This window comes from Xanthomonas arboricola pv. juglandis, assembly GCF_001013475.1.
GTDB lineage: Bacteria > Pseudomonadota > Gammaproteobacteria > Xanthomonadales > Xanthomonadaceae > Xanthomonas > Xanthomonas arboricola.
In genome coordinates, this window is record NZ_JZEF01000002.1 from 1,013,055 (window position 1) to 1,038,386 (window position 25,332).

The following is a 25,332-nucleotide window of genomic DNA, read 5'->3' on the forward strand; positions in this document are numbered from 1 at the left end:
CTTGCTGCCGATCTACATCACCTTGTGCCGATGAGTGCGTTCCAGAAGCCCCGCCTGCGGCTGTGGACGGGATTGAGGCAGCGTGCGTCTGCATCCGCATCTGCGCGGCCCGAATCGCGCTCCCGCGTTGCCGTGCGTCTATGCGCGGCCGCGTTGCTCGGTGTGCAGCTGTTGCAGGCCGCCGCAGCCACGCCGAGCGAGACCGCGCGCAAGGCGTCTGTGGACTGCGTCGATGCCTTGCTGCGGCGACTGGGCTGGGATATTCGCCGCGCTGCGGTGAGTGCGCCGGTGATCCAGCGCGGCGAGCCGTGTACGCGCGGCTCGCTTGCGCAGGCGCGTGCGGCCGGCGATCTGCAGCTGACGCTGCCGGCCAGCTGGAACGCGCAGCAACGCGGCGCTGCGCTCGAGGCCTTGCTGGACGATAGCGCCACTCAATGCGCGTACGCGTTCGAACTCGGTGCGGCCACACGGCGTGCCACCACACAGTTGCAGGACAACCCGGGCTACCGGTTTTCGGCACTGCAGCTGGGCTGGATCGGATTCGGCTGGCGTGGCGCGGCCTCGCAGGGCTGGAGCGGCTTTCGCAGTTTCGGGCGCGGCTATCAACCGCGCGGCAGCAATGCGCAGGCGCTGGATGCGTTCTATCGCGGCCAGGTGCGCTCCGAATGCGGAGTGGGGCGGCAGGTGGCCCAGCTGGCCACCCAGCGCGAGTTGTATGGCGATGCCGGATTCGATCAGGTGTTCACCTCGGGCGAGTTGTCGATCGGCACGTTTCTGACCCTGCACGACACCGACAGCATCCTGCTGGGCGCGCATGCCGGCGAGTTCTTCGCCGACGGCAAGGCGGCCAGGACCGCGCAGCTGGGCCGGCAGGCATTTGTCGGCGCGCCGGGATTTATCGCGCATGTGTTCGACAAGTCGTTTCTGGACGACATCCACAACCAGGCCGAAAACTTCGTGGTGGTGGACGTCAGCGATGCGGCGGCGCGGGCGCTGGCGCAGCACGGCGGCTTTGCGCACTACGATGCGCTCAACCGGCAGATCTGGGAGCTGGCCAGGGAACTGCGCGGGCCGGGCAAACGTCGCTTCGAGCGGCTGCTGTACGAGCGCGATGCCGCGCTGCGCGCCACGCTCGACCCGCAGCAGCAGGCACGCCTGCAAACGCTGCAAGGCCTGTTGGATGATCCGTTCTACCAGGGCTTTCTGGTGTACGTGCATCCCAAGGGCATCAAGCCGATCGGGTACCACGTGGCGCGCCTGCTCGATCGCAATCCGCGCACGCCGTATGCCATCGACCTGACCCTGCACAATCTGCGCAGCACCTTGTACTGGCGTTGGATCGACTGGCAGCTGCAACAGTGCGGCGCCGGCACCGCGGCGGAACAATCCATTGAGAATTCCGCCACGCCAGCGTACGCCGGGCGTGGCACCCTGCACTGATCAGATCATGAGGAGCGATTATGGAACTGGGTATGGTGGGTTTGGGCCGCATGGGCGCCAACATGGCCGAGCGCCTGGTGCACGGCGGACACCGCGTGCATGGTTACGATCCGGGCGAAGGTGCGCGTAGCAGTGCGCAGGCCAAGGGCATTGTCACTGCCGATGCGCTGGCTGCACTGGTGTCCGCGCTGCCGAGCCCGCGCGTGGTGTGGTTGATGGTGCCGGCGGGCAAGATCGTCGACGACACCCTGGCGCAGCTGCTGCCGCTGTTGCAGGCCGGCGACATCGTCATCGACGGCGGCAATTCGTACTACAAGGATTCGCAACGCCGCGCCGCGCTGCTGCATGCCAGTGGGATCGCCTTTGTCGATTGCGGCACCAGCGGCGGCGTCTGGGGCCTGCAGGAAGGCTACAGCTTGATGGTCGGCGGCGACGAAGCGGCGGTGACCACGCTGCATCCGGTCCTGGCCACGCTGGCGCCGGCAGCGGACAAGGGCTGGGGCCGCGTCGGCCCGAGCGGCGCCGGCCACTTCACCAAGATGGTCCACAACGGCATCGAGTACGGAATGATGCAGGCCTATGCCGAGGGCTTTGCGCTGATGCAGCACAAGAGCGACTTTGCGCTGGACCTGCACCAGGTCGCGGAGATCTGGCGCGATGGCAGCGTGGTGCGTTCGTGGCTGCTGGATCTCACCGCCGATGCGCTGGCGCACAATCCGACCATGGCCGGTATCGCACCGTTCGTGGCCGATTCGGGCGAAGGGCGCTGGACGGTGGCCGAGGCGATCGACCTGGAAGTGTCGGCGCCGATCATCACCTTGTCGCTGATGGAGCGGCTGCGCTCGCGCGACAAGGATTCGTTCACCGACAAGCTGCTGGCCGCAATGCGTAACCAGTTCGGTGGTCATGCGGTCAAGACCACCACGGAAGCCGCGCCGACGATCGGCAGCAAGGACGTCTGAGCGATCTCCGACGCCTGCGCGCCTGCATGGCGGGCGCGCAGGGCAGTCTGTTCCATTGCGTCTATGTCGGGCGACTGCCGGCGTGCGCGCTGACTGAGTGCAGTGCGCATTGACGCGGTGCCCGGACGTGGCAGCGCAGGGCGCGGGCGCGCCATTGCCGATGCCGAATATCAGCTGGGCGCCTATATCGGCGCCCGGCCGTGCATCAGCCGCGCGAAGCCGTGCTTGCGCCTTCCAGCCATTGCACCTGGCCCGAGGCGGCGCTGCGTTGCGCCAGCTCCAGCAGCTCCATCACCTGCACCGCGTCGGCACCGCTGACCGGTGCCGGGCCGGCCCCTGCCAGGGCATCGCGAAATGCGGCGTAGCACTGGCGGTAGTCGCCCGGCGTGGTGTCGGGTTGGTGGGTGTGCACGCGGCCTTCGTCGTCGACGCGGGTCAGCGTGCCCGGAAGCGGGTCCACGCCCCAACCGGCGGTACCGGGGCGGCGTCCGGCGCGGAGTTGGTCTTCCTGGGTATCCAGCCCGTGTTTGAGGTAACTGCCACGGGTGCCGTGCACGGCAAAGCGCAGGCCGCTGTCGGCCACCAGCGAGCCGGCATGCAGGATCACGCGCAGCCGCGGGTAACGCAGGGTGACGTGGAAATAGTCGTCGCTGCGCGCCTGGTTGCGCTGGCGCTGCAGGTCCGCGCCGATCGCCTGCGGCGTGCCGAACAACTGCAGCGCCTGATCGAGCAGATGTGGCCCCAGGTCGTACCAGAGACCGGCGCCGGGGATGTCGCTTTCGCGCCAGCGGTCGCGCACCTGCGGCCGGAAGCGGTCGAAGTGCGAATGGAATTCCACCACCTCGCCCAACTGGCCTTCGTCGATCAGCCGGCGCACGGTGAGAAAGTCCGCATCCCAGCGCCGGTTCTGGAACACGCTGACGATGCGCCCGGCTGCCGCCGCAGCAGCCACCACTTCGCGCGCCTGTGCAGCGTCCAGTGCAAAGGGTTTGTCCACCAGCACATGCTTGCCGGCGGCCAGGGCCTGCAACGCGAACGGCGCGTGGGTCTGGTTGGGGGTGGCCAGCACCACCGCATCCAGTGCCGGATCGGCCAGTGCCGTTTCCAGATCGGCCAGCACGGCGACATCGGGAAAGTCGGCTTGTACCTGCTGCGGCTTGGACGACACCACGCTGTGCAGGGCCAGGCCCGGGGTGCCGGCGATCAGCGGGGCATGGAAGGTGCGGCCGACATAGCCATAGCCGACGACGGCCAGATTGAACGGTTTAGGCATTGAAAACGGTTCATCGCAACGACGGAGGAGGCCTGCATGGTATTGCACCCACCCGTGTGCGACGGGTTCACAACCCCTGCATCCGGCAGTCACGTGTGCACGACGAGCGCCACTGCAGACTGCCGCCACATTCACAGGAGGGTACATCCGATGAAGAACATCACACATGCACGCAAGTTGCTGGCCCTGGCGCTGTCGCTCGGTCTGACGCTGGGTGCCTCGCAGGCATTCGCTGCGCCGCAGGAGCACGCTGCGCACAAGGATCACGCTGCCGACAACATCAACGAATCCAAGAAGCCGGTGACCGACACCTGGATCACCACCAAGGTGAAGGCCGATCTGCTGGCTACCGACAACGTGTCGGGCACCGACGTCAAGGTCGAGACCAAGAACGGCATCGTTACCCTGACCGGCACGGTTGCCACCAAGGCCGAGCACGACAAGGCCGTGGCAGTTGCCAAGGGCATCGAAGGCGTCAAGAGCGTCAAGTCCACCGGCCTGAAGGTCGTCGCTGCAAAGATGTAATTGCAGCGGTAGCGAATGCCGGGACAGCCGAGGCGAGGCGGCTGAACCGAGCACAAGGCGCACTCCATGGAGTGCGCCTTTTTTGTTGCCTGCGCGCGACCCAGGCAAGCCGACAGGCGGTGACGCGCTCGCGCCATTTTCACGTTTACTGCACTTATGATATGCCCATTCAGCTATGTCGCCGCCGGAGTGATCAGGCTGAATCGTTAATCTCATCCTGGGCCTGATCGGAGACAATGCCGACTCGCCTTCGGGGCCCTGGCAGCGAGCGGATACCGACCTAGCAATGCAGACAACGGTCCAAGAAGACAGATGGGATCGCTGGCGCCTGCCGTTACTGGCGGTTGCCGTGTTTCTGATTGTGGTGGTGCCGTCGCTGCTGCTGCAGCAGATGGCGCACAATGCCAACCAGGCCGCGGTATGGGTATCGCATAGCCAGGAAGTGCAGGAGACCGCCCAGCGCCTGGAAGCGGCGATGCGCGATACCGAATCGGCGGCCTTGATGCGCTCGCACGGCGTGCAGCGCCCGGCCCTGCTGGAGCGCATGCGGCGCGGCCGGCGTGAGTCGCTGGCCGCGGTGCAGCGGCTGATCGTGCTGACCAAGGACAACCCGGCACAGCAGGTGCGGATGGGGCGCATCCAGAGCACGATCGAGCGGCGCCTGTTGCTGGCCGAGCGGATCGCGGTGACCACCGCACCGGAGCAGATCCGTCTGCTGATCAACGACATGACCCTGAACAACCCGATCCGCGTGCTGATCGACGAGTTGCAGGATGCCGAGGGCAAGCTGCTGGAGTTGCGCAATGCGCGCGCCGATACCGAACGCACGCATTACGCGGTGTTGAGCTGGGGCACGTTGGTGGTGCAGTTGCTGCTGCTGGGCACGGTGACCTGGTTGCTGCAGCGGCAGATCCGTCGCCGCCTGGCCGCCGAACAGGAATACCTGCGCGCCAACGGCCGCGCGTCGTCGGTGCTGCAGACCGTGCGCGAGCCGATCGTGCTGCTGGATTCCGACCAGCGCATCCTGCTGCACAACCCGGCGTTTGCCGAGTTGTACGGGTTGGACGAGCGCGGCAACGAATCGATGCCGCTGGAGGACGTGGGCGATGGCGTCTGGCGCGATGCGCAGATCCATCAGCGGCTGGCCGACGTGTTGCTGCGCGGCCGCGAGTTGTGGGACTACGAACACGAGCAGCGCGCCGCCGATGGCGTGCAGCGCACCATGCTGATCAACGCGCGGCGCATGCCGCTGCCGGATACCAGCGACGAAGACGTGGTGCTGATGACGGTCAGCGACATCAGCCTGCAGAAGGCCTCGCAGCTGCGCATCCAGGAGCTCAACCGGCAGATGGAAGGCAAGGTGGAGCAGGTGTCGGAGGTCAATCGCGAGCTGGAAGCCTTCAGCTACTCGGTCTCGCACGACCTGCGCGCGCCGCTGCGCCATGTGGCCGGATTCTCCGACAAGCTGGCGCGCCACCTGGGCGATGCGGCGGACGAGAAATCGCGTCACTACATGGAAGTGATCAGCAGCTCGGCGCGGCGCATGGCGTCGCTGATCGACGATCTGCTGGTGTACTCGCGACTGGGCCGCAGCGCGCTGCGGTTGCAGGCGGTGGACATGCAGTCGCTGGTGTCGGAAACCCGCGCGATCCTGGATTCCAATGTGCAGAGCGAGAACACCGGCCACCGTGTGGACTGGCATATCGCGCCGTTGCCGGTGCTGGTGGCCGACGAGAACATGATGCGCCAGCTGTGGATGAACCTGCTCGGCAACGCGGTGAAATACAGTACCAAGCGCGAGGTGGCCAGGATCGAGGTCACCTATACGCCGATGGCCGACGGCGGCCACCAGTTCAGCGTGCGCGACAATGGCGCCGGCTTCGACATGGAATACAGCGCCAAGTTGTTCGGCGTGTTCCAGCGCCTGCACAAGGCCAGCGAATATCCCGGGACCGGTATCGGCCTGGCCAGCGTGCGGCGTGTGCTGACGCGTCACGGCGGCCGGGTCTGGGCCGAAGGCGCGGTCGACGAAGGCGCCACGTTCTATTTTGTGCTTCCTCCTGCGCTTGAAGCGCCCAACCAAGAGTTCAATGTATGACCGCCATCCGTACCATTCTTCTGGCAGAAGACAGCCCGGCCGATGCGGAAATGGCCGTCGACGCCCTGCGCGAAGCCCGCCTGGCCAATCCCATCGTGCACGTCGAGGACGGCGTGGAGACCATGGACTATCTGTTGCGTCGGGGCATCTTCGCCGATCGCGAGGAAGGCCTGCCGGCGGTGTTGCTGCTGGACATCAAGATGCCGCGCCTGGACGGGCTGGAAGTGCTCAAGCAGATCCGCAGCGAGGAGTCGCTCAAGCGCCTGCCGGTGGTGATCCTGTCGTCCTCGCGTGAGGAGAGCGACCTGGCCCGCAGCTGGGACCTGGGCGTGAATGCCTACGTGGTCAAGCCGGTGGACGTGGATCAGTTCTTCAACGCAGTCAAGACGCTCGGCACCTTCTGGGCGGTCATCAATCAGGCACCGGAGCTGGACTGACCCATGCTGCAAGAGGGGGGCAAACTGGAGCAGCTGAAGATCCTTCTGGTGGAAGATTCACCGGAAGACGCCGAGCTGTTGTCCGATCAGCTGCTCGATGCCGGGCTGGATGCGGCGTTCGAGCGTGTGGACAGCGAGCCGTCGCTGCGTGCCGCACTGGATGAATTCCAGCCGGACATCGTGCTGTCGGACCTGAGCATGCCCGGTTTTTCCGGCCATCAGGCGCTGCGCCTGGTGCGCCAGAGCGGCGCCACGCCCTTCATTTTCGTCTCCGGCACCATGGGCGAGGAGACCGCGGTCAAGGCGCTGCAGGACGGCGCCAACGACTACATCATCAAGCACAATCCGACCCGCCTGCCGAGCGCGGTGATCCGCGCGATCCGCGAGGCGCGCGCCGACCTGGAACGCCAGCGCGTGGAGAGCGAGCTGATGCGCGCGCAGCGGCTGGAAAGCCTGGCAATGCTGGCGGCTGGGTTGAGCCACGACCTGCGCAACATCCTGCAGCCGTTGCTGATCGTGCCCGACCTGCTGGCCGGACGCACCGACGATCCGCAGCTGCGCCAGCTGGCCAACGTGGTGGCCGAGTGCGGCCGGCGCGGGCACGAGATGGCCGAGTCGATGCTCTCGTTCGTGCGTGGCTCCAACAAGCCGCGCGAGCAGGTGTCGATCGCCAGCCTGTTCCAGGCGGTGCAGATGTTGCTCAAGAGCAGCCTGCCCGACGGCGTGCGCCTGCAGATGGACACGATCCCGCTGGATCTGACCATCGAGGCCAACTACACCGAGTTGCAGCAATGCCTGCTCAACCTGGGCCTGAATGCGATCCAGGCGATGCCGGGCGGCGGGATGCTGACCCTGTCGGCCGATCGCCACGACGGCACGCGCGTGCGCATGAGCGTGGCCGACACCGGCGTGGGCATGAACGAAGATACCCGCGCACGCCTGTTCAGCCCCTTCTTCACCACCAAGGCCGATGGCACCGGCCTGGGGCTGATTTCCTGCAAGCGCATCGTCGAAAGCTACGGCGGCAGCATCGTGGTCGACAGCCGCCTGGGCGAGGGCACGCGGTTCGACATGATCGTGCCGATGCGTGCGGCCGCAGTGACGATTGCCGACACCGAGCCGCCGCTGGCGTTGGGGCATGGGCAGCGCATCCTGCTGGTGGATGGCGAGGCCACGCGTCTGTCGCTGCTGGGCAATGCCTTGTCCAGCCAGGGCTATCAACCGCAGCTGGCCACCGATGGCGCGGCGGCGCTGCACCTGGTGCAGCAGCACGCGATGCCGGACCTGGTGATCATCGACAGCGACATCATCCAGCTCTCGGCGGTGAGCGTGTTGTTGAGCATGCAGGAGCTGGGCTACCACGGCCCGGCAATCGTGCTCGAGGATGTCGGCGCGCCGCTGCAACGTTCGCACTTCCCACCGGATATCCCGGTGCATGTGCTGCGCAAACCGCTGGAAATGCGCCGGGTGTTCCGCGCGGTGGCGCATGCGCTGGAAGCGGCCTGAGGCCAGGGTCTGGCGCGCTGCGGGCGGGCAGGCTCAGATGCGGCACGATTGCAACAGTTGACGCCCACGCTGGCCGCATGCGCGAATAACGCATGACCACCGTGCTTCTCAGCCTCGGCAGCAACGTCCAGCCGACCCACTACCTGCGCCTGGCCGTCGACGCCTTGCGCGCACGCTTCGGCCAGCTTGCCGTCTCGCCGGCGTACCGCACGCCGGCGGTGGGCTTCGACGGTCCGGACTTCGTCAACAACGCCGTGGCGCTGGACACGGACATGGACCTGGCTGCGCTGGATCATTGGCTGCATGCGCTGGAAGATGCGCACGGCCGCGATCGCAGCGGCCCGCGTTTCAGCGACCGCACGCTGGACGTGGATGTGGTGTTCTTCGGCGATTGCATCATCGAAGGCCCCGGTCATCTGCGCATCCCGCGGCCCGAGCTCAAGCATGCCTTCGTGTTGAAGCCGCTGGCCGATATCGCGCCCGATTTTGTCGACCCGCTCAGCGGGCAGACCCTGGCCGCGCTGTGGCAGGCGCATCCGCAGCACGGCATCGCGTTCACGACGGTGGCGCTGGACGCGGCCCCGGCGCTGGACGTGGCGCGCTAGCGCCGTTGCAGCTCAACTGAGCCGGCGGCCGCCGTCCACATGCAGGGTGTGGCCGGTGACGAAGCCGGCGTCGTCCAGCAGCCAGCGCACCGCCTCGGCGATTTCCTCGGGCGTGCCGATGCGGGCCAGCGGCGTGCGTGCGAGCAGCGCCTGCCTGGCCGCTGCGGATTTGCCCTCCTCCGGCCACAGGATCGCGCCGGGCGCGACCGCGTTGACGCGCACCTCCGGTGCCAGCTCCAGCGCGAGCGAGCGGGTCAGCATTTCCAGCGCACTCTTGGACGCGCCGTACAGCGGGTGATTGCGCATCGGCTGCTGCGCGTGCAGGTCGGTGATGTTGACGATGGCGCCGCGGTGCTGGCGCAGCTGCGCGGCGGCAGCCTGGGCGATGAAGAACGGTGCGCGTGCATTGACTGCGAACAACTCGTCCCATTGCGCGGCTGTCGCTGCGCCGAGCGCGGTGGGGTAGAACGCGGAGGCATTGTTGACCACGCCATCCAGGCGGCCGAACGCGGCGATGCAGTCGGCGACCAGCTGCGCCGGTGCCTCCGGCAGGCGCAGATCGGCGTGCAAGGCCTGTGCACTACCGGCGCGCAGGGCGCACAGCTCCGCTACACGCGCGCCGAGCGCCTCGCCGGAGCGGTGCGCATGCAGGGCGACGCGGTAGCCGGCCGCATGCAGCGTGGTGGCGATCTGCGCGCCGATCCGGCGACCTGCACCGGTGATCAACACCACCTTGGAACTGTCTGTCATGGCGTACTCGCTCGGCGTTGCAAAGGGCTCGGCTATCCTGTGCATTGTCCCCGCAACCGGTGCCCGCATGCACGCCGACCTTCCTACTCCCGATCCGGACGCCCTGGCGCATAGCGACCGGCTGGCCGCGCATCTGCGCGCCGAGATCGCCGCCGCCGGTGGTGCGATTCCGTTCTCGCGTTTCATGGAGCTGGCGTTGTACGCGCCGGGTCTGGGCTATTACAGCGCCGGCTCCAGCAAGTTCGGCGAGGCTGGCGATTTCGTCACCGCACCGGAGCTGGGGCCGTTGTTCGCGGCCACCGTGTCCGGTGCGCTGGCACCGGTGCTGCAGCAGCTCGGGCCGCAGGCGCGCGTGCTGGAAGTGGGCGGCGGCAGCGGTGCCTTTGCCGAAGTCACGCTCAAGCGCCTGCTCGAGCTGGATGCGCTGCCGGAGCGTTACGCGATCCTGGAGCCCAGTGCCGACCTGCGCGAGCGTCAGCGCGAGCGGTTGGGACGCAGCCTGATCCCGCCGGTGTTCGATCTGGTGGAGTGGCTGGACGGGCCGTTCCCGGACGACTGGGACGGGGTGCTGTTCGCCAACGAAGTGATCGACGCATTGCCCACGCCGCGCTTCACGCTGCGCGATGGCGAGGTGTATGAAGAAACCGTGGTGCTGGATGCGCAGCAGCAATTCGCGCGCGGCGAGCAGCCGGCCGATGCATTGCTGGGCGCGGCGGTGCGGCATCTGGAACGTTATCTGGAGCAGCCCTTCGCCGATGGTTATCGCTCCGAGCTGCTGCCGCAGTTGCCCTACTGGATCCAGGCAGTGGCCGGCGGTCTGAAGCGCGGCGCGATGTTGTTCGTCGATTACGGTTACCCGCGTGGCGAGTTCTATCGTGCGCAGCGCGAAGACGGCACCCTGCGCGCGTTCTATCGCCATCGCATGCATGAGGATTTGTATCGCTGGCCGGGCCTGCAGGATCTGACTGCGTCGGTGGACTTCACCGCGTTGGCCGAGGCCGGCACCGGAGCCGGTTTCGAACTGGCCGGCTACTGCACGCAGGCGAGCTTTCTGCTCGGCAACGGCCTGGATGCGTTGCTGGCGCAGGCCGACACGCGCACCGACGAAGTAGGGCGCATGCGGCTGCGCGAGCAGATCAAGCGGCTGACCTTGCCCAGCGAAATGGGCGAGCGCTTCCAGGTGATGGGGTTTGCGCGCGACGTCGATTTTGCGCCGGCATTTCTGGCGGGCGATCTCACGTGGCGGCTGTGACGCAGACGCTGCGCCCGTTTCATCGGCCGCGGTTGTGGGTGGGGTTGTGGATCGCTGCGATCGTGGTGGTGATCGCGGTCTGCCTGGGGCCGCCGCCGGAGATTCCGGAGCTGCCGGATAACAGCGACAAGGCCGAGCACTTTTTGACCTTCGCGCTGTTGTGCTGGGGCGCGGTGCAGTTGTTTGCCACGCGCCGCGCGCAGGTTGGTGCGGCCATCGGTCTGGTGGCTTTAGGCGTTGGCATCGAGATCGCGCAAGGCGCACTGACCACCAATCGAAGCGCCGACCCATACGATGCGCTGGCCGACACGCTGGGCATTGCTGCAGGCCTGTGCCTGGCGTGGACGCCGTTGTGTCTTGTGATGTTGCGGATCGACCAGCGCCTGTTCGCGCGGGGTTGAGTTGCGTGCGCGCATGCGTGTACGAATGCGCGTGTGCGCCAGGCACTGCCGTTATCGAGCGGTGTACTTGCGATGGCGCATTGACGCATCGGCAGCGGGTAGCGGGATGTCGTGACAGCTGCCTGCAGCGTGTGGAGTCCCGGATCCGGCGCAGGGCTGCATCGGGTAGCAGCCACGCGTACATCATCGGATGAGACGTCGATCGCAGCCTGTGGATGCGCGGGTTACAGCTTCATGTTCAGGCCAAGATAGAGCTGGCGCCCTGCCGCTGGCGAAAACATCGGCTGCGCCTGCGTCCAGAAGAAGCTGTCGTACCACACGTAGGCATACTCGCGGCCGGTGGCATTGCGGACCTGCAGATCCACGCTCCAGGCGGGATTGATGGAGTATCTGGCGGTGAGATCCAGGGTGGCGAAGCCGCCGTATTTGCCGGCCAGGTTGCGCTCCTCCAGATAGTAGTCGCCTTGCGCGCGGCCCTGCATTCCCAAGCGCAGCGCAGCGGTCGGGCGGTACTCGACGCCGACGTTGCTGATGTAACGCGGCGTTGCGGCCACTTCGCGGCCGACCAGCGACACGCTGGCATCGCGGTCGTCGCGTTCGATCTTTGCCTCCTGGTACGCGTGCGATGCCCATAGCGTCCACCTGTCGCCCAGCTGCGCATTGATCTGCGCATCCACGCCACGCCTGCGTGTCTTGCCCAGGGTGACGGTGGTGCCGGTGGCGGGCATGTTGGAGACTTCGTTGGCCGCATCCTGTTGCCACACCGCAATGCGCGCCTGGCCGCCCTGGAACGGGCTGAATTTCATGCCCAGCTCCACGCCGGTATTGGTGGACGGGCCGACGTCCGCCTGCCCGGCGGTGAGGTAAGCCGGCGCCGTGGACCCGGTCAGCACCTGGAAGCTGCGGCCCCAGTTGGCATAGACGTTGGTGGTCGGGGTGAAGGCGTAGACCAGGCTCAGTTTGGGCTGCTCGATGGTGCCGTAGCGCTGCAGCGGCGCGCGAACGCCGCCGGGCAGTCGGGTGTCGCCGTCGAAGCGGTCCACACGGTAGGCCGGCACGATCTTCAGCGCCTCGGTCGGCTGATAGATCGCCTGCACGTAGGCGCCCCAGTTGTCGAAGGTATGGCGGTCGTCGTTCTGGATGCGTGCCGGCGTGGCATTGAAATCGGTGGGCTCGGCATAGCTGAAACGCTCGCGTCGGTAGGCGTTGTCCTGATGCTCGTAGTTGATGCCGCCTTCCAGGGTGAGCGTGTCGCTGCTGCGCCAGGTCAGCGTGTTGAGCATGCCGACCTGGGTCTCGTCCCAGATGCGGCGCTGGCGTGGCGCATTGCCGGTGGGCAGGTCGCTGAAGGTCACCCGGCGGTCGTCGTGATAGCGGTTGGAGTAAAGCTTGGTGCCGAAAAACAGCCCGTCTGCCAGCTTTAGATCCAGATGGACGCCGAACTGGCGCATGTCGCGGTCGTCGCCGTCGTTGCGGTTGCGCAGGTCCGAACTGCGACGGTCTGCCTGCATTTCCGCTGCGGTCATGAAGCCGGGTTCGTCGGCCTGGTTGTGATAGACGCGTGCGGTCAGGCCGATGCGCATGCCGTCGTCGAGGTTGCCGTAGAACCATTTGCCGCCCAACGAATACTTGCTGGAGGTGTCGTGGTCGCGGTAGCCATCGGAAGCCTGCACGCCGACGAAATAGTTCTGCGCAAACCCGTCGCGTTCGCGTCCCACGGCCAGCTGCGCATCGCGGGTGTTGAAGCTGCCGTAGGTCAGGCGCGCGTCGGTGTAACTGCCGCCCTGGCGCGTGCCGAAATTGATGTTGCCGCCGATATTGTGCAGGCCGTAGCGCGGATCATTGGTGCCGCGCACTACTTCGATGTAACTGATTTCCAGCGGGAACAGCATGTCGATGAAGCGCTGGTTGCCACTGTTGACGTTGCTGGGGATGCCGTCGATCAGCGTCTTGATCGCATTGAGGTAACCCTCGCCGTTGAAGGCGCGAAAGCTGACCTTGCCCGATTCGGCGCCTTGCCGGGTTTCGGTGAGCTGGATGCCGGGCATCTGCCCGAGCAGCTCCCAGCTATAGGACACGTTCTTGTCCTCGATCTGATCGGCCCCCAGCACGTCCACCGAGGTCAGTACCTGATGCGCGGTGAGTTGGCCTTCGCCATGCTGGTGGACATCGACCTTGCCGAGCGTCAGCGCCGAATCGGACGACTGTGCGCGTGCCTCAGGGAGCAGCAGAACGGCGCCGACGGCCGCCGCGAGAATGTGGATCTTCATGGATCGGACAGCACCAATGCGAAGTGGGAAACCGAATGTGGCATCTTTTGCAATATTATAACATAAATGATAAATCTTCGATCCCAGCTGCAGGGTGCTCGCGGTGCGCGTGCGCTGCCGGGGGCGGGATCGCGGCAGCCAGCGCGCTTCGCACCGCGCTCAGCGGTGGCTGCGGTCAGCAGGATTGGAGGCCGGCAGCAGCTCCGGTGACCAGGCGTAGCTGGCCCGGCGCAACAGGCTTGGGTGGCAGGCGGCAGGGGGGCTGGTCGCGGCGGTACGTGCCGGCCGCTGGTGCCGGTGTTCTGCGGAGCGTTAGCCGGGCATGCGTACCGCGCGTTCGCGTAACCACTTGGTCGCCACCCATTTTTCGCCGGCCAGGACCGGTGCGCCGGCATGCAGGCTGCGTGTCATTGGATGCGGGCGGTCGTAGCTGAAGAACACCGCATTGCCTTTGACGGCGGCAACGTCCAGGTGCGCATCGGGAAAGCGCGTGGCGCCGCCGCGTTCCGGCGTGTTGAGATACATCACCAGCGACGCGACGCGTTGGCCGCCGGCCTGCAGCAACACCGGCGTGCCGGCGGCCGCGGGGTCGAAGTAATCGTAGTGCGGTTGATACTCGGCGCCGGTGGCATAGCGCAACACCTGCAGTCCTTCGCCGTGGTCCACGGGCCAGTCGAGCAGGCGGGCGATGCGTGCTTCGATGCGTTGGCACAGCGCATCCTGCCCCAGTTGCAGGCACATGCTGTGGCTGGTGCGTGCGGCATGCACGATCTGCGCGCCGTTGTCGTTGTCCACCGTGCGCGAACGCGCCAGACGTGGCTGCGCCAGTGCGATCAATGCCTCGCATTCGGCATCGGACAGGAAATCGCCCAGCACCACCACGCGCGGCAGCACCAGGCTGACCAGCACGCGCACCTGGCGATCGCCCAGGTCCAGCAACGAGGCATCGTTATGCTGCAGCACTGCCGGCACGCGCACCGGCACCGGCAGGCCATGGGTCTGCGCGTGTTGCTGGATGTGGTCGCGCAGCAGGGCCTCGACTGCATCGATGGCGTCCTGTTCGTTCCAGCCCTGATCCAGGAGCGGCTGTAGCGCTTGTTCGGGCGGCTGGCCGGTCATTGCCTGCGCAATGATCCAGTCGCCCAGGGCAGCGGGGATGGGGGGCGGAGTCATCCTCCTACAGTGCATGTCAATGTGTGGCAGGCATGTGTCAATTGTGTCGTCGTAAGACAAATGAAACAGACAGCCCCTATAAAAGTGACGGGGATCTTGAACGTGCTCGCCACTGCAGTGAGCGGAACGCAACCAATTCTTGACGACTCCTCTTCATACCGGACCTTTCTTGACCTGGAGATCAGCCGCATGTCCGTTCGCAATAGCAGCAAGACACTTCTCATGACCTTTGGTACCGCGCTGGCGTTGTCGGCCTGCGGTGGTGGTGCCGATCGTGTCGCCTCGCCCGGCGAGGGCGCATTTCCGCCGGCACCGACGCCGGCTCCCGCACCGACCCCGGCGCCCACGCCTGCACCGACGCCCGCTCCGGCACCGACCGGCCCGGCCGCCGATTGCCCGACCGGTTTCTCCAACGTCGGCACCATCGCCAACAACACGCTGCGCGCCTGCCAGCTGCCGGACACCATCAACGGCAACCTGGTGGTGCCGGCACGTACGGGCACGGCGTATTCGATCAGCGGACGCGTCAACGTGGGCACCGACCGCGGCGGCAACGCAATCGCACCGGCCGCCGGCAGCACGCAGGGCATCCTGACCATCGAGCCGGGCGTGACCCTGTTCGGTTCGGCGGGTAGCGACTACATCGTGGTCAACCGCGGTTCGCAGATCTTTGCCGAAGGCAGCGCCACCGCCCCGATCGTGTTCACCGCGCGCCAGGCGCTTGAGGGCCAGGTTAGCGCCAACACCATCGGCTTGTGGGGTGGCATCGTGGTGCTGGGCCGTGCGGCCATCAACAACTGCCCGGGCACCACGGTCTCCGGTACGCCGGAATGCCAGGCGCAGGTGGAAGGTACCAACGCGTTCTACGGTGGCAACAGCGCCACCGACAACAGCGGCTCCATGCGCTACCTGCGGGTGATGTATTCGGGCTTCGAAATTTCGCCCAACAACGAGTTGCAGGGCATCACCCTGGCCGGCGTGGGCAGCGGCACGCGCCTGGATCATGTGCAGATCCACAATAGCTCCGACGACGGCATCGAATGGTTCGGCGGCACCGTCAACGGCAGCCACATCGTGATCACCGGCGCCGACGATGATTCGCTGGATACCGATGCCGGCTGGAACGGTGCCCTGCAGTTCGGCATCGTGGTGCAGCGCGCCGGTGGCGGCGACCGCATGAACGAGTGGAGCAGCCTGCGCCGTCAGCCGTATTCGCGCCCGAAGGTGGCCAACTTCACCTACGTGGGCAATGCGCGCGCCGGTGCGGCGATCATGCTCAACCAGGGCACGCAGGCCGCGTTCTACAACTCGGTCGTCACGCGTCCGGCCGGTGGCAGCGGTGATGGCCTGGTGTGCTTCAACCTGGCCGATGCCGACACGCTCGGAACCTTCAACTCGGTGTTCTTCGCCTGCCCGACGGCTTTCGGCAGCGACGCGCGTGCGGCCACCCAGTTCGCGGCCGGCACCAACAACGTCGCCAACGGCGTGTCCACGTTGCAGAACACCTTCGTCAATGGCGCCAACGAAAGCGCCGTGCCGGCCTTCCAGGGCTTGAACGGGGTGAGCAGCTTCTTCCAGCAGGTGAACTACATCGGTGGCGTGCGCGATGCCAACGACACCTGGTGGCAGGGCTGGACCTGCGGCCTGACCGCCGATCGTCCCTGCTGAGGCACAGCATCGCAAGGCAGCCCGCGCGGCTGCCTTGTGATGCGTCCAGCTTCATCTTTCAGTTGCCAGGGCTCCCACGATGCGAACCTCCGCTGTCGCCCGTCTCTCGCGGACGGGCCTGTCTCTTTCCATTTCTACCTTGCTGTTTTCCGGCGCTGCGCTGGCGCAGTCGACCACCACCGATGCCGGCTCTGCCAGTGGCAGCAGCACCGCCACCAGTGCGCCCAAGCAACTCGACCAGGTCGTGGTGCGCGGCGAGTACATTCCCGAACCGATGCTGCAGACCTCGGAGGTGGCATCGTTCGTCACCCGTGAGGACATGGAGCGCACCGGCGACAGCAGCGCGGCGGTGGCACTGACGCGTGTCACCGGGCTGAGCCTGTCGCGCGGCAAGTATGTGTATGTGCGCGGCCTGGGCGAGCGTTATTCGTCGGCACTGTTCAACGGCTCGCCGTTACCCAGCCCCGAGCCGATGCAGCGCGTGGTGCCGCTGGATCTGTTCCCAAGCGATGTGCTGGCCAGCGTGACCGTGCAGAAAACCTATTCGGCCGATTATCCGGGCGAATTCGGCGGTGGCGTGATCGATCTGCAGTCGATGGCGGTGCCGGACAAACCCTTCCTGTCGCTGACCGTGGGTGGCGGCGTCAACAGCGTCAGCACCGGCGAAAAAGGCCTGACCTATTACGGCTCCGGCGATGACGAATGGGGCTACGACGACGGCACCCGCAAGCAGCCTGCCGCGTTGCGCGATGCGATCCAGAGCGGCCGGCGCGTGGATCTGGGCAGTTTCTCGCGCGAGGACATCCGCCGTATCGGCCGCAGCTTGAACGACGCCAACCTGTATGTGCTGCAGGAAAAGGACAGCATCGCCCCGGACGTCAATGTCGGCGGCAGTGCCGGTTACAGCATGGACGTGGGCGAGGCCAAGCTGGGCATCATCGCGGTGGCCAGTTACGACAACGAGTGGCGCACGCGCACCGGCAAGCAGCAGGACGGCATCTTTGTCGGCGATACGGTCGAGTTCAATTCCAACTACGACTTCGCCACCACCCGCAACAACGTGCGCACCAACGGCATGCTGGGGCTGGGCTGGGAGTACGGCCGCCACACCATCGGCTGGACCACCTTGTATGTGCACGATGCTTTGAAAGTGGCGCGCAGCCGTGCCGGCCGCGATGAGCTGGCCGGTTTCGATGTGCGTGACGACAACACCGAGTGGTACGAGCGCCAGCTGATCAACAACCAGCTGCGCGGCACGCACGCGTTCGGCGAGTACGACGATCTCAAGATCGAATGGCGCGCAGCGGTGGCCAATGCCAGCCGCGATGTGCCGTACGAAACCGGCATTCGCTACGAGTTGCTCGATGGCTACTGGGCGCATGATGCCTCGCGCGTGCAGAACTACACCCGCTTCAGCAAGGTCGACGACAAGGTGGCCAGCGGCGGGGTGGATGTGACCTGGCGTTTGCCGATCGAGCACGACTTCACCGTCAAGGGCGGTCTGGCCTATCTGGACAACGATCGCAGCGCGTGGAGCCGCGAGTTCCGCTTCCTGGCGCTGGACGGCCCGCTGCCGTTCTACAATCAGTTCCAGCGTGTGGATTACCTGATCTCCGATTACAACCTCAGCAACGATCTGCTGCGCCTGCGCGAGACCACCGGCAGCTTCGGTGCGGCCGCGTACGATGCGACCCTGAAGGTCAAGGCGGCCTATCTGCAGGCCGAGGGCGAGATCGTGCCGACCCTGCGCGCCACCGTCGGTGTGCGCTACGAAGACGCCACCCAGGCGGTGCATCCGTACGACATCTTCACTGGCGTGCGCCAGGACAGCGTGGCACCGCTGGAGAACAGCTACGCGCTGCCATCGGCCACGGTGACCTGGAATTTTGCCGAGAACCAGCAGCTGCGCTTTGGTGCGTCCAAGACCATCGCGCGCCCGCAGTTCCGCGAGATGGCGCCGCAGCAGTATCTGGACCCGGATATCGACCGCCAGTTCTTCGGCAACCCGTTCCTGGTCGATAGCGAGCTGGTCAACCTGGATGCGCGGTACGAGTGGTTCTTCGAGCCGGGCGAGTATTTCACCGTCGGCGCGTTCTACAAGAGCATCGACAAGCCGATCGAAGCCATCGTCAACGATGCGCCCGGCGGCGGCATCGTGCAGAGCTTCATCAATGCGCCCGAGGCCACCTTGTACGGCATCGAACTGGAGGCCAAGAAATATCTGGACCTGCCGATCGCGGCCGACTGGTGGGGCGACAAGCGGGTGTTCGTGTCCGGCAACTACACGCGCACTAAGTCGGAGGTGAGTGCCAGCGATGGCGACACCGTGCAGCCGTTCGGCTTCACCGCACCGGTGCAGGCGACCTTGTTCATCCGCGATGGCTCGGCCTTGCAGGGGCAGTCCGATGACATCGCCAACCTGCAGATCGGTGTGGAAAGCGAGAGCACCCACAGCCAGGCCACCTTGATCGCCAATTATGTCGGTGAGCGGGTGTCCGCGCGTGGTCGACCGGGGCAACCGGATTACATCGACAAACCCGGCACCTCGCTGGATCTGGTGATCAAGAAGGGCCTGGTATGGTCGGGCAATACGCTGTCGTTGAACTTCGCCGCACGCAACCTGCTCAAGACCAAGTACCAGGAATATCAGAGCCTGGGCAGCAATCGGGTAGACCTGTACGAGTACCAGCCCGGCGTGACGTATGACCTGAGTGTGACAGCGCGCTTCTGATCCGACGCCCGCTGCCGGTATCGCAAACGCCCGCCCTGCCTCGCATGGCGGGCGTTTGCATCTGGGTCCGTGTCGCCGTGTGTCGGCTTGTGTCATCACTTTCTTCGAACTGACACATTGCTGCCGCATTCTGTCATCCGACCGCAATCCTGAGACGGATGTCCGCTTTGCAGCGCGCTTTGCCCTCCTTGAAACCCCTGATGTCGGCGCGCGGCCGCAGCGCACTGGCCTGCGTGCTGCTGGCCTTGCTCGCGTTGCAGTGCGCGCGCGTGGTGTGGGTGGTGATCGCCCCGATCGGGCCGTTGGGCACCACCCAGGTCACCACGCCTGCACAGGCGGAATTGCCGGCACTGCGCCGCGATGTGTTCTATCGCAGCGTTGCGGAGGCGAATAGCGACGGCATCGTGTTGCATGGCGTACGCGCGGGCGGCGCGCAAGCGGCTGCGTTCCTGAGCAGCGGCGACGGCAGGCAGGGGGCGTATCGCATGGGCGATGGCGTGGTGCCTGGCGTGACGGTGCAGGCGATCGCGAGCGATCACGTGCTGCTGCGTACCGGTAGCAGCGTGCGACGTCTGGCCTTGGTGGAATCCAGCGCGTCTGCGGCAGCTACATCGCCGGCAACGGCCGCGCCCGCAGCAGCGGGCGGCGCACCTGCGGTGACGTCGAATGTCGGCATTGCGGCTGGCACGGCCACGGCGGCGGCCGTCGACCCGCAACAACTGCTCACCACCGCCGGCCTGCGTGCAAGCGAAGACGGCAGTGGCTTCACCGTGATGCCGCGCGGCGATGGTGCACTGCTGCGCCAGGCCGGCCTGGCGCCGGGCGATGTGCTCACCCAACTCAATGGCCGCACGCTCGATGCCGAACACCTGCGCGAGCTGCAGGACGAACTGCGCGATGGCCAGGCGGCCACGCTGACCTACCGCCGCGACGGCCAGACCCACACCATGACCTTGAAGCGCCCGCAATGACTGCTGCCCGCCCCAGATGGCTGCTTTCGGCCACGTTGTTGCTCGCCCTGCCGGCGGTGCCGATGCTGTCGCTGCATGCCGCCGATGCGCCGGCCGTGCGCCTGCAGGATGTGGACCTGCGCGCCTTTATCCAGGATGTGTCGCGCGCCACCGGCATCACCTTCATCGTGGACACGCGCGTGCAGGGCACGGTCAACGTGGCGCGTGCGCAGGCGATGTCGGAACAGGATCTGCTCGGCATGCTGCTGGCGGTCTTGCGTGCCAATGGCTTGATCGCGGTGTCCAGCGGGCCGTCGACCTACCGCATCATTCCCGACGATACCGCTGCACAGCAGCCCGCCAGCGCCACCAACGGCAACCTGGGATTCGCCACGCAGGTGTTCACCCTGCAACGCGTGGATGCGCGCAGCGCCGCGGAGATCCTCAAGCCCTTGATCGGGCGCGGCGGCGTGATCATGGCGATGCCGCAGGGCAACAGCCTGTTGATTGCCGACTACGCCGATAACCTGCGCCGGGTGCGCGGGCTGGTTGCGCAGATCGACACCGACCGCGCGGCGATCGACACGGTGAGCTTGCGCAATAGCTCCGCGCAGGAACTGGCGCGCACGCTGACCTCGCTGTTCGGGCAGGGGGGAGAGCGCAGCAACGTGCTGTCGGTGTTGCCGGTGGAAAGCAGCAATTCGCTGATCGTGCGCGGCGACCCTGCATTGGTGCAGCGGGTAGTACGCACCGCGGTGGATCTGGACGGGCGCGCCGAACGTCGCGGCGATGTCAGCGTGGTGCGGCTGCAGCACGCCAGCGCCGAGCAGTTGCTGCCGGTGTTGCAGCAGCTGGTCGGGCAGACGCCGGGTAACGAGGCACAGCCCGGGCAGGACACGCGCTCCAACGCGGTGGATGTGGCCGCCGCTGCTGCGGGCGCTCCACAGACGCAGGTGATCACACCGGCCGCCGGCAAGCGCCCGGTGATCGTGCGCTATCCCGGCTCCAACGCCTTGATCATCAATGCCGACCCGGAAACCCAGCGTGCCTTGATGGATGTGATCCGTCAGCTGGACGTGCATCGCGAGCAGGTGCTGGTCGAAGCGATCGTGGTGGAGATCTCCGACACCGCCGCCAAGCGTCTGGGTGTGCAGCTGCTATTGGCCGGGCGCAATGGCACGGTGCCGTTGATCGCCACGCAGTACAGCGGCGCCTCGCCGGGCATCGTGCCATTGGCCGCAGCGGCGGCCGGCACGCGCAGCAACAACGGCGAAGACGATTCGGTGCTGGAACAGGCGCGCAATGTGGCCGCGCAATCGCTGCTGGGCCTGAGCGGCGGCCTGATCGGGCTGGCCGGGCAAAGCAACGATGCGGTGTTCGGCATGATCATCGATGCGGTCAAGAGCGACACCGGCTCCAATCTGTTGTCGACCCCGTCGATCATGACCCTGGACAACGAGCAGGCGCGCATCCTGGTCGGGCAGGAAGTGCCGATCACCACCGGCGAAGTGCTGGGCGCGGCCAACGACAACCCGTTCCGCACCATCCAGCGCCAGGACGTGGGCGTAGAGCTGGAAGTGCGCCCGCAGATCAATACCGCCGGCGGCATCACCCTGGCGATCAAGCAGGAAGTCTCGGCGATTGCCGGGCCGGTCAGCGCGCAGTCGTCGGAGCTGGTGTTCAACAAGCGCCAGATCGAAACCCGCGTGGTGGTGGAAAACGGCGCCATCGTCGCGCTCGGCGGCCTGCTCGACCAGAACGACCGGCAGACCGTGGAGAAGGTGCCGCTGCTGGGCGATGTGCCCGGGCTGGGCGCGCTGTTCCGGCACAAGTCGCGCAACCGCGACAAGACCAATCTGATGGTGTTCATCCGCCCGACCATCATCCGCGACGCGGCCGATGCGCAGCGCATGACCGCGCCGCGCTACACCTATCTGCGCGATCGCCAGTTGGCCGATGGCGACCCGGAAGCCGCGCTCGATGCGTTGGTGCGCGACTACCTGCGCGCGCAGCCGCCGCAGCTGCCGGCCGCGCCATCGTCGGCCGTGCCCGCACCGACAACAACGCCTGCGCCCGGCGCGCGTCCCGCGCAGCGCTGATGCCATGACCACCGCGCGTGCCAGCATTTCCTACGCGTTTGCCAAGCGCCACGGCGTGGTGCTGCTGGGCAGCGACAGCGCCGCGCAGATCGGCCTGCGCGAAGGCGGCGATGTGCAGGCGCTGATCGAGCTGCGGCGTGCGCTGGGCATGCCGTTGCAGGTGCGCACGCTGGCGCCGTCGGTGTTCGACCGGCATGTGTCGGAGATCTACGCCGATGCCGGCATGGAGCAGGGCGTGCAGGTCGAGGCGCTGGACCTGCACGGCAGCCTGGATTCGTTGATCGACGACATCCCCACCGCCGATCTGCTCGACAGCCAGGACGATGCGCCGATCATCCGCCTGATCAACGGCATCATCGCCGAGGCCGCGCGCCTGGGCGCCTCGGACGTACATCTGGAATCCTACGAATCGCGGCTGCGCGTGCGCCTGCGCGTGGATGGGGTGATGCGCGAGGCGGCCACCTTGCCCGGACGCATCGCGCCGTTGCTGGTGTCGCGGGTCAAGGTGATGGCGCGGCTGGATATCGCCGAAAAACGCATCCCGCAGGATGGCCGCGTGTCGCTGGTGATGGGCGCCAAGGCGCTGGACGTGCGCGTGTCCACGCTGCCGACGCGCAGCAGCGAGCGGGTGGTGCTGCGCATCCTGGACAAGGAGCAGGGCACCTTGTCGCTGGCCCAGTTGGGCATGCCACCGGCGGTGATGCACACGGTGCAGCGCGCCCTGCAGGTGCCCAACGGCATCGTGCTGGTGACCGGGCCGACCGGCTCGGGCAAGACCACCACGCTGTATGCGGCGCTGAGCCTGCTCAACGATGGCTCGCGCAACATCCTCACGGTGGAGGACCCGGTGGAATACGCCATCGACGGCGTCGGCCAGACCCAGGTCAACGCACGTGTCGGCATGACCTTCGCGGCCGGCTTGCGCGCCATCCTGCGCCAAGATCCGGACGTGGTGATGATCGGCGAGATCCGCGACACCGAGACCGCGCAGATCGCCGTGCAGGCCAGCCTCACCGGCCACCTGGTGCTGTCCACCGTGCACACCAACGATGCGGTGGGCGCAGTCACGCGGCTGCGCGACATGGGCATCGAGCCATTCCTGCTCGCGTCGAGCCTGCGGCTGATTCTGGCGCAGCGCCTGGTCCGTCGCCTGTGCACGCTGTGCCGCGCACCGCGCCCGCTGGATGCCAACACGCGGCAGATGTTGCAGGCGCCCGACGATGCAACCATCTATGGCGCCGTGGGTTGCGCGGCCTGCCACCACAGCGGTTATGCCGGGCGCGTGGGCATCTACGAAGCCATCGCGGTGGACGATGCGATGCGCCGCCTGATCGGCGACAACGCCGACGAGGATGCCCTGGCTGCAGCGGCTTTCGCACGCGCAGCGCGCCTGGGCGATGCCGCGCGCGCGGCGGTGCTGCAAGGACTCACCACGCTGGAAGAAGCGCTGCGGGTGACCCGCCAGCAGGACGATGCGCATGCCACGGTTTGACTACACCGTGCTCGACCTGCATGGGCACAGCCGCCAGGGCGTGATCAGCGCGGACACGGTACAGGCTGCGCGTGCGCAACTGGAGCAGCGGCAGTGGGTGCCGGTACGCGTGGAGGCGGCGGTGGCGGCCAGCAGCGTGCGTCCGGCGCGTTTCAGTGGCAAGGATCTGGTGCTGTTCACCCGGCAACTCGCCACGCTGGTGGAAACCGCGCCGCTGGAAGAAGCGCTGCGCACCATCGGCACGCAATCCGAACGGCGCGGCGTGCGCCGGGTCACCGGCCAGACGCACGGGCTGGTGGTCGAGGGCTTCCGCCTGTCCGATGCGATGGCGCGCCAGGGCATGGCGTTTCCGCCGCTGTACCGCGCGATGGTGGCCGCGGGCGAGAGTGCCGGGGCGCTGCCGCAGGTGCTGGAGCGCCTGGCCGACCTGCTGGAGCGGCAGGCGCAGGTGCGCAGCAAGCTGCAGTCTGCGTTGGTGTATCCGGCGGCGTTGGCCCTGACCGCCGGTGCGGTGGTCATCGTGCTGATGACCTTTGTGGTGCCCAAGGTGGTGGACCAGTTCGATTCGATGGGCCGCGCGTTGCCATGGCTGACGCGCGCGGTGATCGGCGTGTCTAACTTCCTGTTGCATGCAGGCATCCCGTTGCTGGTGGCACTGGTCATTACGGTGATCGCAGCGCTGCGCCTGCTCAAGCGCCCGGAGTTACGCCTGGCGGCCGACCGTGCGGTGCTGCGCGCGCCCTTGCTCGGCCGGTTGATCCGCGACCTGCACGCCGCACGCATGGCGCGCACCCTGGCGATCATGGTCAACAGCGGGTTGCCGTTGATGGAAGGCCTGATGATCGCCGCGCGCACTGTCGACAACCGCGCCTTGCGGCTGGCCACCGACAGCATGGTCACGGCAATCCGCGAAGGCGGCAGCCTGGCCGCGGCGATGAAGCGCGCCGGCGTGTTTCCACCGACGCTGCTGTACATGGCCTCCAGTGGCGAAAACAGCGGGCGTCTGGCGCCGATGCTGGAGCGCGCCGCCGATTATCTGGAGCGCGAGTTCGCGTCGTTCACCACCGCGGCGATGAGCCTGCTGGAGCCGGCCATCATCGTGCTGCTCGGCGGCGTGGTGGCGGTGATCGTGCTGTCGATCCTGCTACCCATCCTGCAATTCAACACCCTCGCGCTTGGTTGAGCGCGGCCGCCCATCCCTGGAGATCCTCATGCAGTCCATCCGTCACCGCCAACGTCCTTGCTCGCTGTCCTCGCAAGCGCGAACGCGCGGCTTCACCCTGGTCGAGTTGATGGTGGTCATCGTCATCATCGGCCTGCTGGCCACGGTGGTGATGATCAACGTGATGCCCAGCCAGGACCGCGCCATGGTCGAGAAGGCGCGTGCCGACGTGGCGGTGCTGGAGCAGGCGCTGGAGACCTATCGCCTGGACAACCTCAGCTACCCGAGCACCGAACAGGGCCTGCAGGCCTTGCTCAATGCGCCGAGCGGATTGACCCGGCCCGAGCGCTATCGCCAGGGCGGCTATATCCGCCGCCTGCCGGAAGATCCGTGGGGCCATGCGTATCAATACCGCCGCCCGGGCCGCAGTGGTGGCTTCGACGTCTACTCGTTCGGTGCCGATGGTGCCGAAGGCGGCGACGCCGACAATGCCGATGTCGGCAACTGGCGCTGAGTCGCAACAGTGCTCGCGCAAACG

The 25,332-nt window shown here is 66.6% G+C and carries 20 protein-coding genes; 16 read left to right on the forward strand and 4 right to left on the reverse strand.

Annotated elements, in window-relative coordinates:
- Positions 1-30 precede the first annotated feature (30 nt).
- Positions 31-1,440, forward strand: coding sequence for a hypothetical protein (locus XARJCFBP2528_RS09705; RefSeq protein ID WP_289882756.1), 1,410 nt, complete (start codon positions 31-33; stop codon positions 1,438-1,440).
- 20 nt (positions 1,441-1,460) lie between these two features.
- On the forward strand, positions 1,461-2,402 hold the full coding sequence (gnd, locus tag XARJCFBP2528_RS09710) for a phosphogluconate dehydrogenase (NAD(+)-dependent, decarboxylating) (RefSeq protein WP_016900850.1): 942 nt from the start codon (positions 1,461-1,463) through the stop codon (positions 2,400-2,402).
- A gap of 205 nt (positions 2,403-2,607) precedes the next feature.
- Here the strand turns inward: gnd and XARJCFBP2528_RS09715 are convergent, their stop codons facing one another.
- Positions 2,608-3,675: an oxidoreductase gene (locus XARJCFBP2528_RS09715; RefSeq protein WP_016900851.1), complete on the reverse strand. Its 1,068-nt coding sequence runs from the start codon at positions 3,673-3,675 to the stop codon at positions 2,608-2,610.
- Positions 3,676-3,825: 150 nt separating this feature from the next.
- Between XARJCFBP2528_RS09715 and XARJCFBP2528_RS09720 the strand changes: the two genes are divergently transcribed.
- The 5 genes from XARJCFBP2528_RS09720 to folK all read left to right on the forward strand — a co-directional run bounded on the left by XARJCFBP2528_RS09720 (position 3,826) and on the right by folK (position 8,846).
- A complete protein-coding gene (locus XARJCFBP2528_RS09720; RefSeq protein ID WP_016900852.1) occupies positions 3,826-4,200 on the forward strand; it encodes a BON domain-containing protein in 375 nt (124 codons plus the stop codon).
- 286 nt (positions 4,201-4,486) lie between these two features.
- Positions 4,487-6,298 carry a sensor histidine kinase gene (locus tag XARJCFBP2528_RS09725; protein WP_016900853.1) on the forward strand — a complete coding sequence of 604 codons (1,812 nt, stop codon included), beginning with the start codon at positions 4,487-4,489 and terminating at the stop codon, positions 6,296-6,298.
- Positions 6,295-6,735: a response regulator gene (locus XARJCFBP2528_RS09730; protein WP_016900854.1), complete on the forward strand. Its 441-nt coding sequence runs from the start codon at positions 6,295-6,297 to the stop codon at positions 6,733-6,735. Before XARJCFBP2528_RS09725 ends, XARJCFBP2528_RS09730 begins: the two co-directional genes overlap by 4 nt.
- 3 nt (positions 6,736-6,738) lie before the next feature.
- Complete coding sequence (locus XARJCFBP2528_RS09735; protein WP_016900855.1) at positions 6,739-8,241, forward strand: hybrid sensor histidine kinase/response regulator; 1,503 nt, start codon at positions 6,739-6,741, stop codon at positions 8,239-8,241.
- A gap of 92 nt (positions 8,242-8,333) precedes the next feature.
- Entirely contained in the window at positions 8,334-8,846 is a 513-nt protein-coding gene (gene folK / locus XARJCFBP2528_RS09740) for a 2-amino-4-hydroxy-6-hydroxymethyldihydropteridine diphosphokinase (protein ID WP_016900856.1), read from the forward strand.
- 12 nt (positions 8,847-8,858) lie between these two features.
- Here the strand turns inward: folK and XARJCFBP2528_RS09745 are convergent, their stop codons facing one another.
- Positions 8,859-9,596 (reverse strand): pteridine reductase, encoded by a 738-nt coding sequence (locus XARJCFBP2528_RS09745; protein ID WP_016900857.1) that lies wholly within the window; start codon positions 9,594-9,596, stop codon positions 8,859-8,861.
- Between XARJCFBP2528_RS09745 and XARJCFBP2528_RS09750 the strand changes: the two genes are divergently transcribed.
- The gene (locus XARJCFBP2528_RS09750) at positions 9,595-10,848 is read left to right on the forward strand and encodes a class I SAM-dependent methyltransferase (RefSeq protein ID WP_024939666.1); all 1,254 of its coding nucleotides are present in this window, start codon (positions 9,595-9,597) and stop codon (positions 10,846-10,848) included. The genes XARJCFBP2528_RS09745 and XARJCFBP2528_RS09750 overlap by 2 nt on opposite strands.
- A gap of 32 nt (positions 10,849-10,880) precedes the next feature.
- Entirely contained in the window at positions 10,881-11,249 is a 369-nt protein-coding gene (locus XARJCFBP2528_RS09755) for a VanZ family protein (RefSeq protein ID WP_208412966.1), read from the forward strand.
- Between the two features lie 224 nt (positions 11,250-11,473).
- Here the strand turns inward: XARJCFBP2528_RS09755 and XARJCFBP2528_RS09760 are convergent, their stop codons facing one another.
- Together XARJCFBP2528_RS09760 and XARJCFBP2528_RS09765 are read right to left on the reverse strand one after the other, a co-directional pair.
- Positions 11,474-13,519, reverse strand: a complete 2,046-nt coding sequence (locus XARJCFBP2528_RS09760) for a TonB-dependent receptor (RefSeq protein ID WP_016900860.1) — start codon at positions 13,517-13,519, stop codon at positions 11,474-11,476.
- A gap of 312 nt (positions 13,520-13,831) precedes the next feature.
- Positions 13,832-14,692, reverse strand: coding sequence for a 2OG-Fe(II) oxygenase (locus XARJCFBP2528_RS09765; RefSeq protein ID WP_026063985.1), 861 nt, complete (start codon positions 14,690-14,692; stop codon positions 13,832-13,834).
- 189 nt (positions 14,693-14,881) lie between these two features.
- On the opposite strand from XARJCFBP2528_RS09765, the gene XARJCFBP2528_RS09770 reads away from it, so the two are divergent.
- The 7 genes from XARJCFBP2528_RS09770 to gspG all read left to right on the forward strand — a co-directional run bounded on the left by XARJCFBP2528_RS09770 (position 14,882) and on the right by gspG (position 25,308).
- Positions 14,882-16,360, forward strand: a complete 1,479-nt coding sequence (locus tag XARJCFBP2528_RS09770) for a hypothetical protein (protein WP_026063986.1) — start codon at positions 14,882-14,884, stop codon at positions 16,358-16,360.
- 79 nt (positions 16,361-16,439) lie between these two features.
- The gene (locus XARJCFBP2528_RS09775; protein WP_026063987.1) at positions 16,440-19,091 is read left to right on the forward strand and encodes a TonB-dependent receptor domain-containing protein; all 2,652 of its coding nucleotides are present in this window, start codon (positions 16,440-16,442) and stop codon (positions 19,089-19,091) included.
- A 158-nt stretch (positions 19,092-19,249) separates the two neighbouring features.
- Positions 19,250-20,062: a type II secretion system protein N gene (locus XARJCFBP2528_RS09780; RefSeq protein ID WP_026063988.1), complete on the forward strand. Its 813-nt coding sequence runs from the start codon at positions 19,250-19,252 to the stop codon at positions 20,060-20,062.
- Positions 20,059-22,140 (forward strand): type II secretion system secretin GspD, encoded by a 2,082-nt coding sequence (gene gspD / locus XARJCFBP2528_RS09785; RefSeq protein WP_047124617.1) that lies wholly within the window; start codon positions 20,059-20,061, stop codon positions 22,138-22,140. Before XARJCFBP2528_RS09780 ends, gspD begins: the two co-directional genes overlap by 4 nt.
- 4 nt (positions 22,141-22,144) lie before the next feature.
- Positions 22,145-23,632 (forward strand): type II secretion system ATPase GspE, encoded by a 1,488-nt coding sequence (gspE, locus tag XARJCFBP2528_RS09790; protein ID WP_047124618.1) that lies wholly within the window; start codon positions 22,145-22,147, stop codon positions 23,630-23,632.
- On the forward strand, positions 23,619-24,815 hold the full coding sequence (gene gspF / locus XARJCFBP2528_RS09795; RefSeq protein WP_047124699.1) for a type II secretion system inner membrane protein GspF: 1,197 nt from the start codon (positions 23,619-23,621) through the stop codon (positions 24,813-24,815). The genes gspE and gspF overlap by 14 nt, the downstream gene beginning before the upstream one ends.
- Positions 24,816-24,843: 28 nt before the next feature.
- Positions 24,844-25,308, forward strand: a complete 465-nt coding sequence (gene gspG, locus XARJCFBP2528_RS09800; protein ID WP_047124619.1) for a type II secretion system major pseudopilin GspG — start codon at positions 24,844-24,846, stop codon at positions 25,306-25,308.
- Positions 25,309-25,332: the final 24 nt, after the last annotated feature.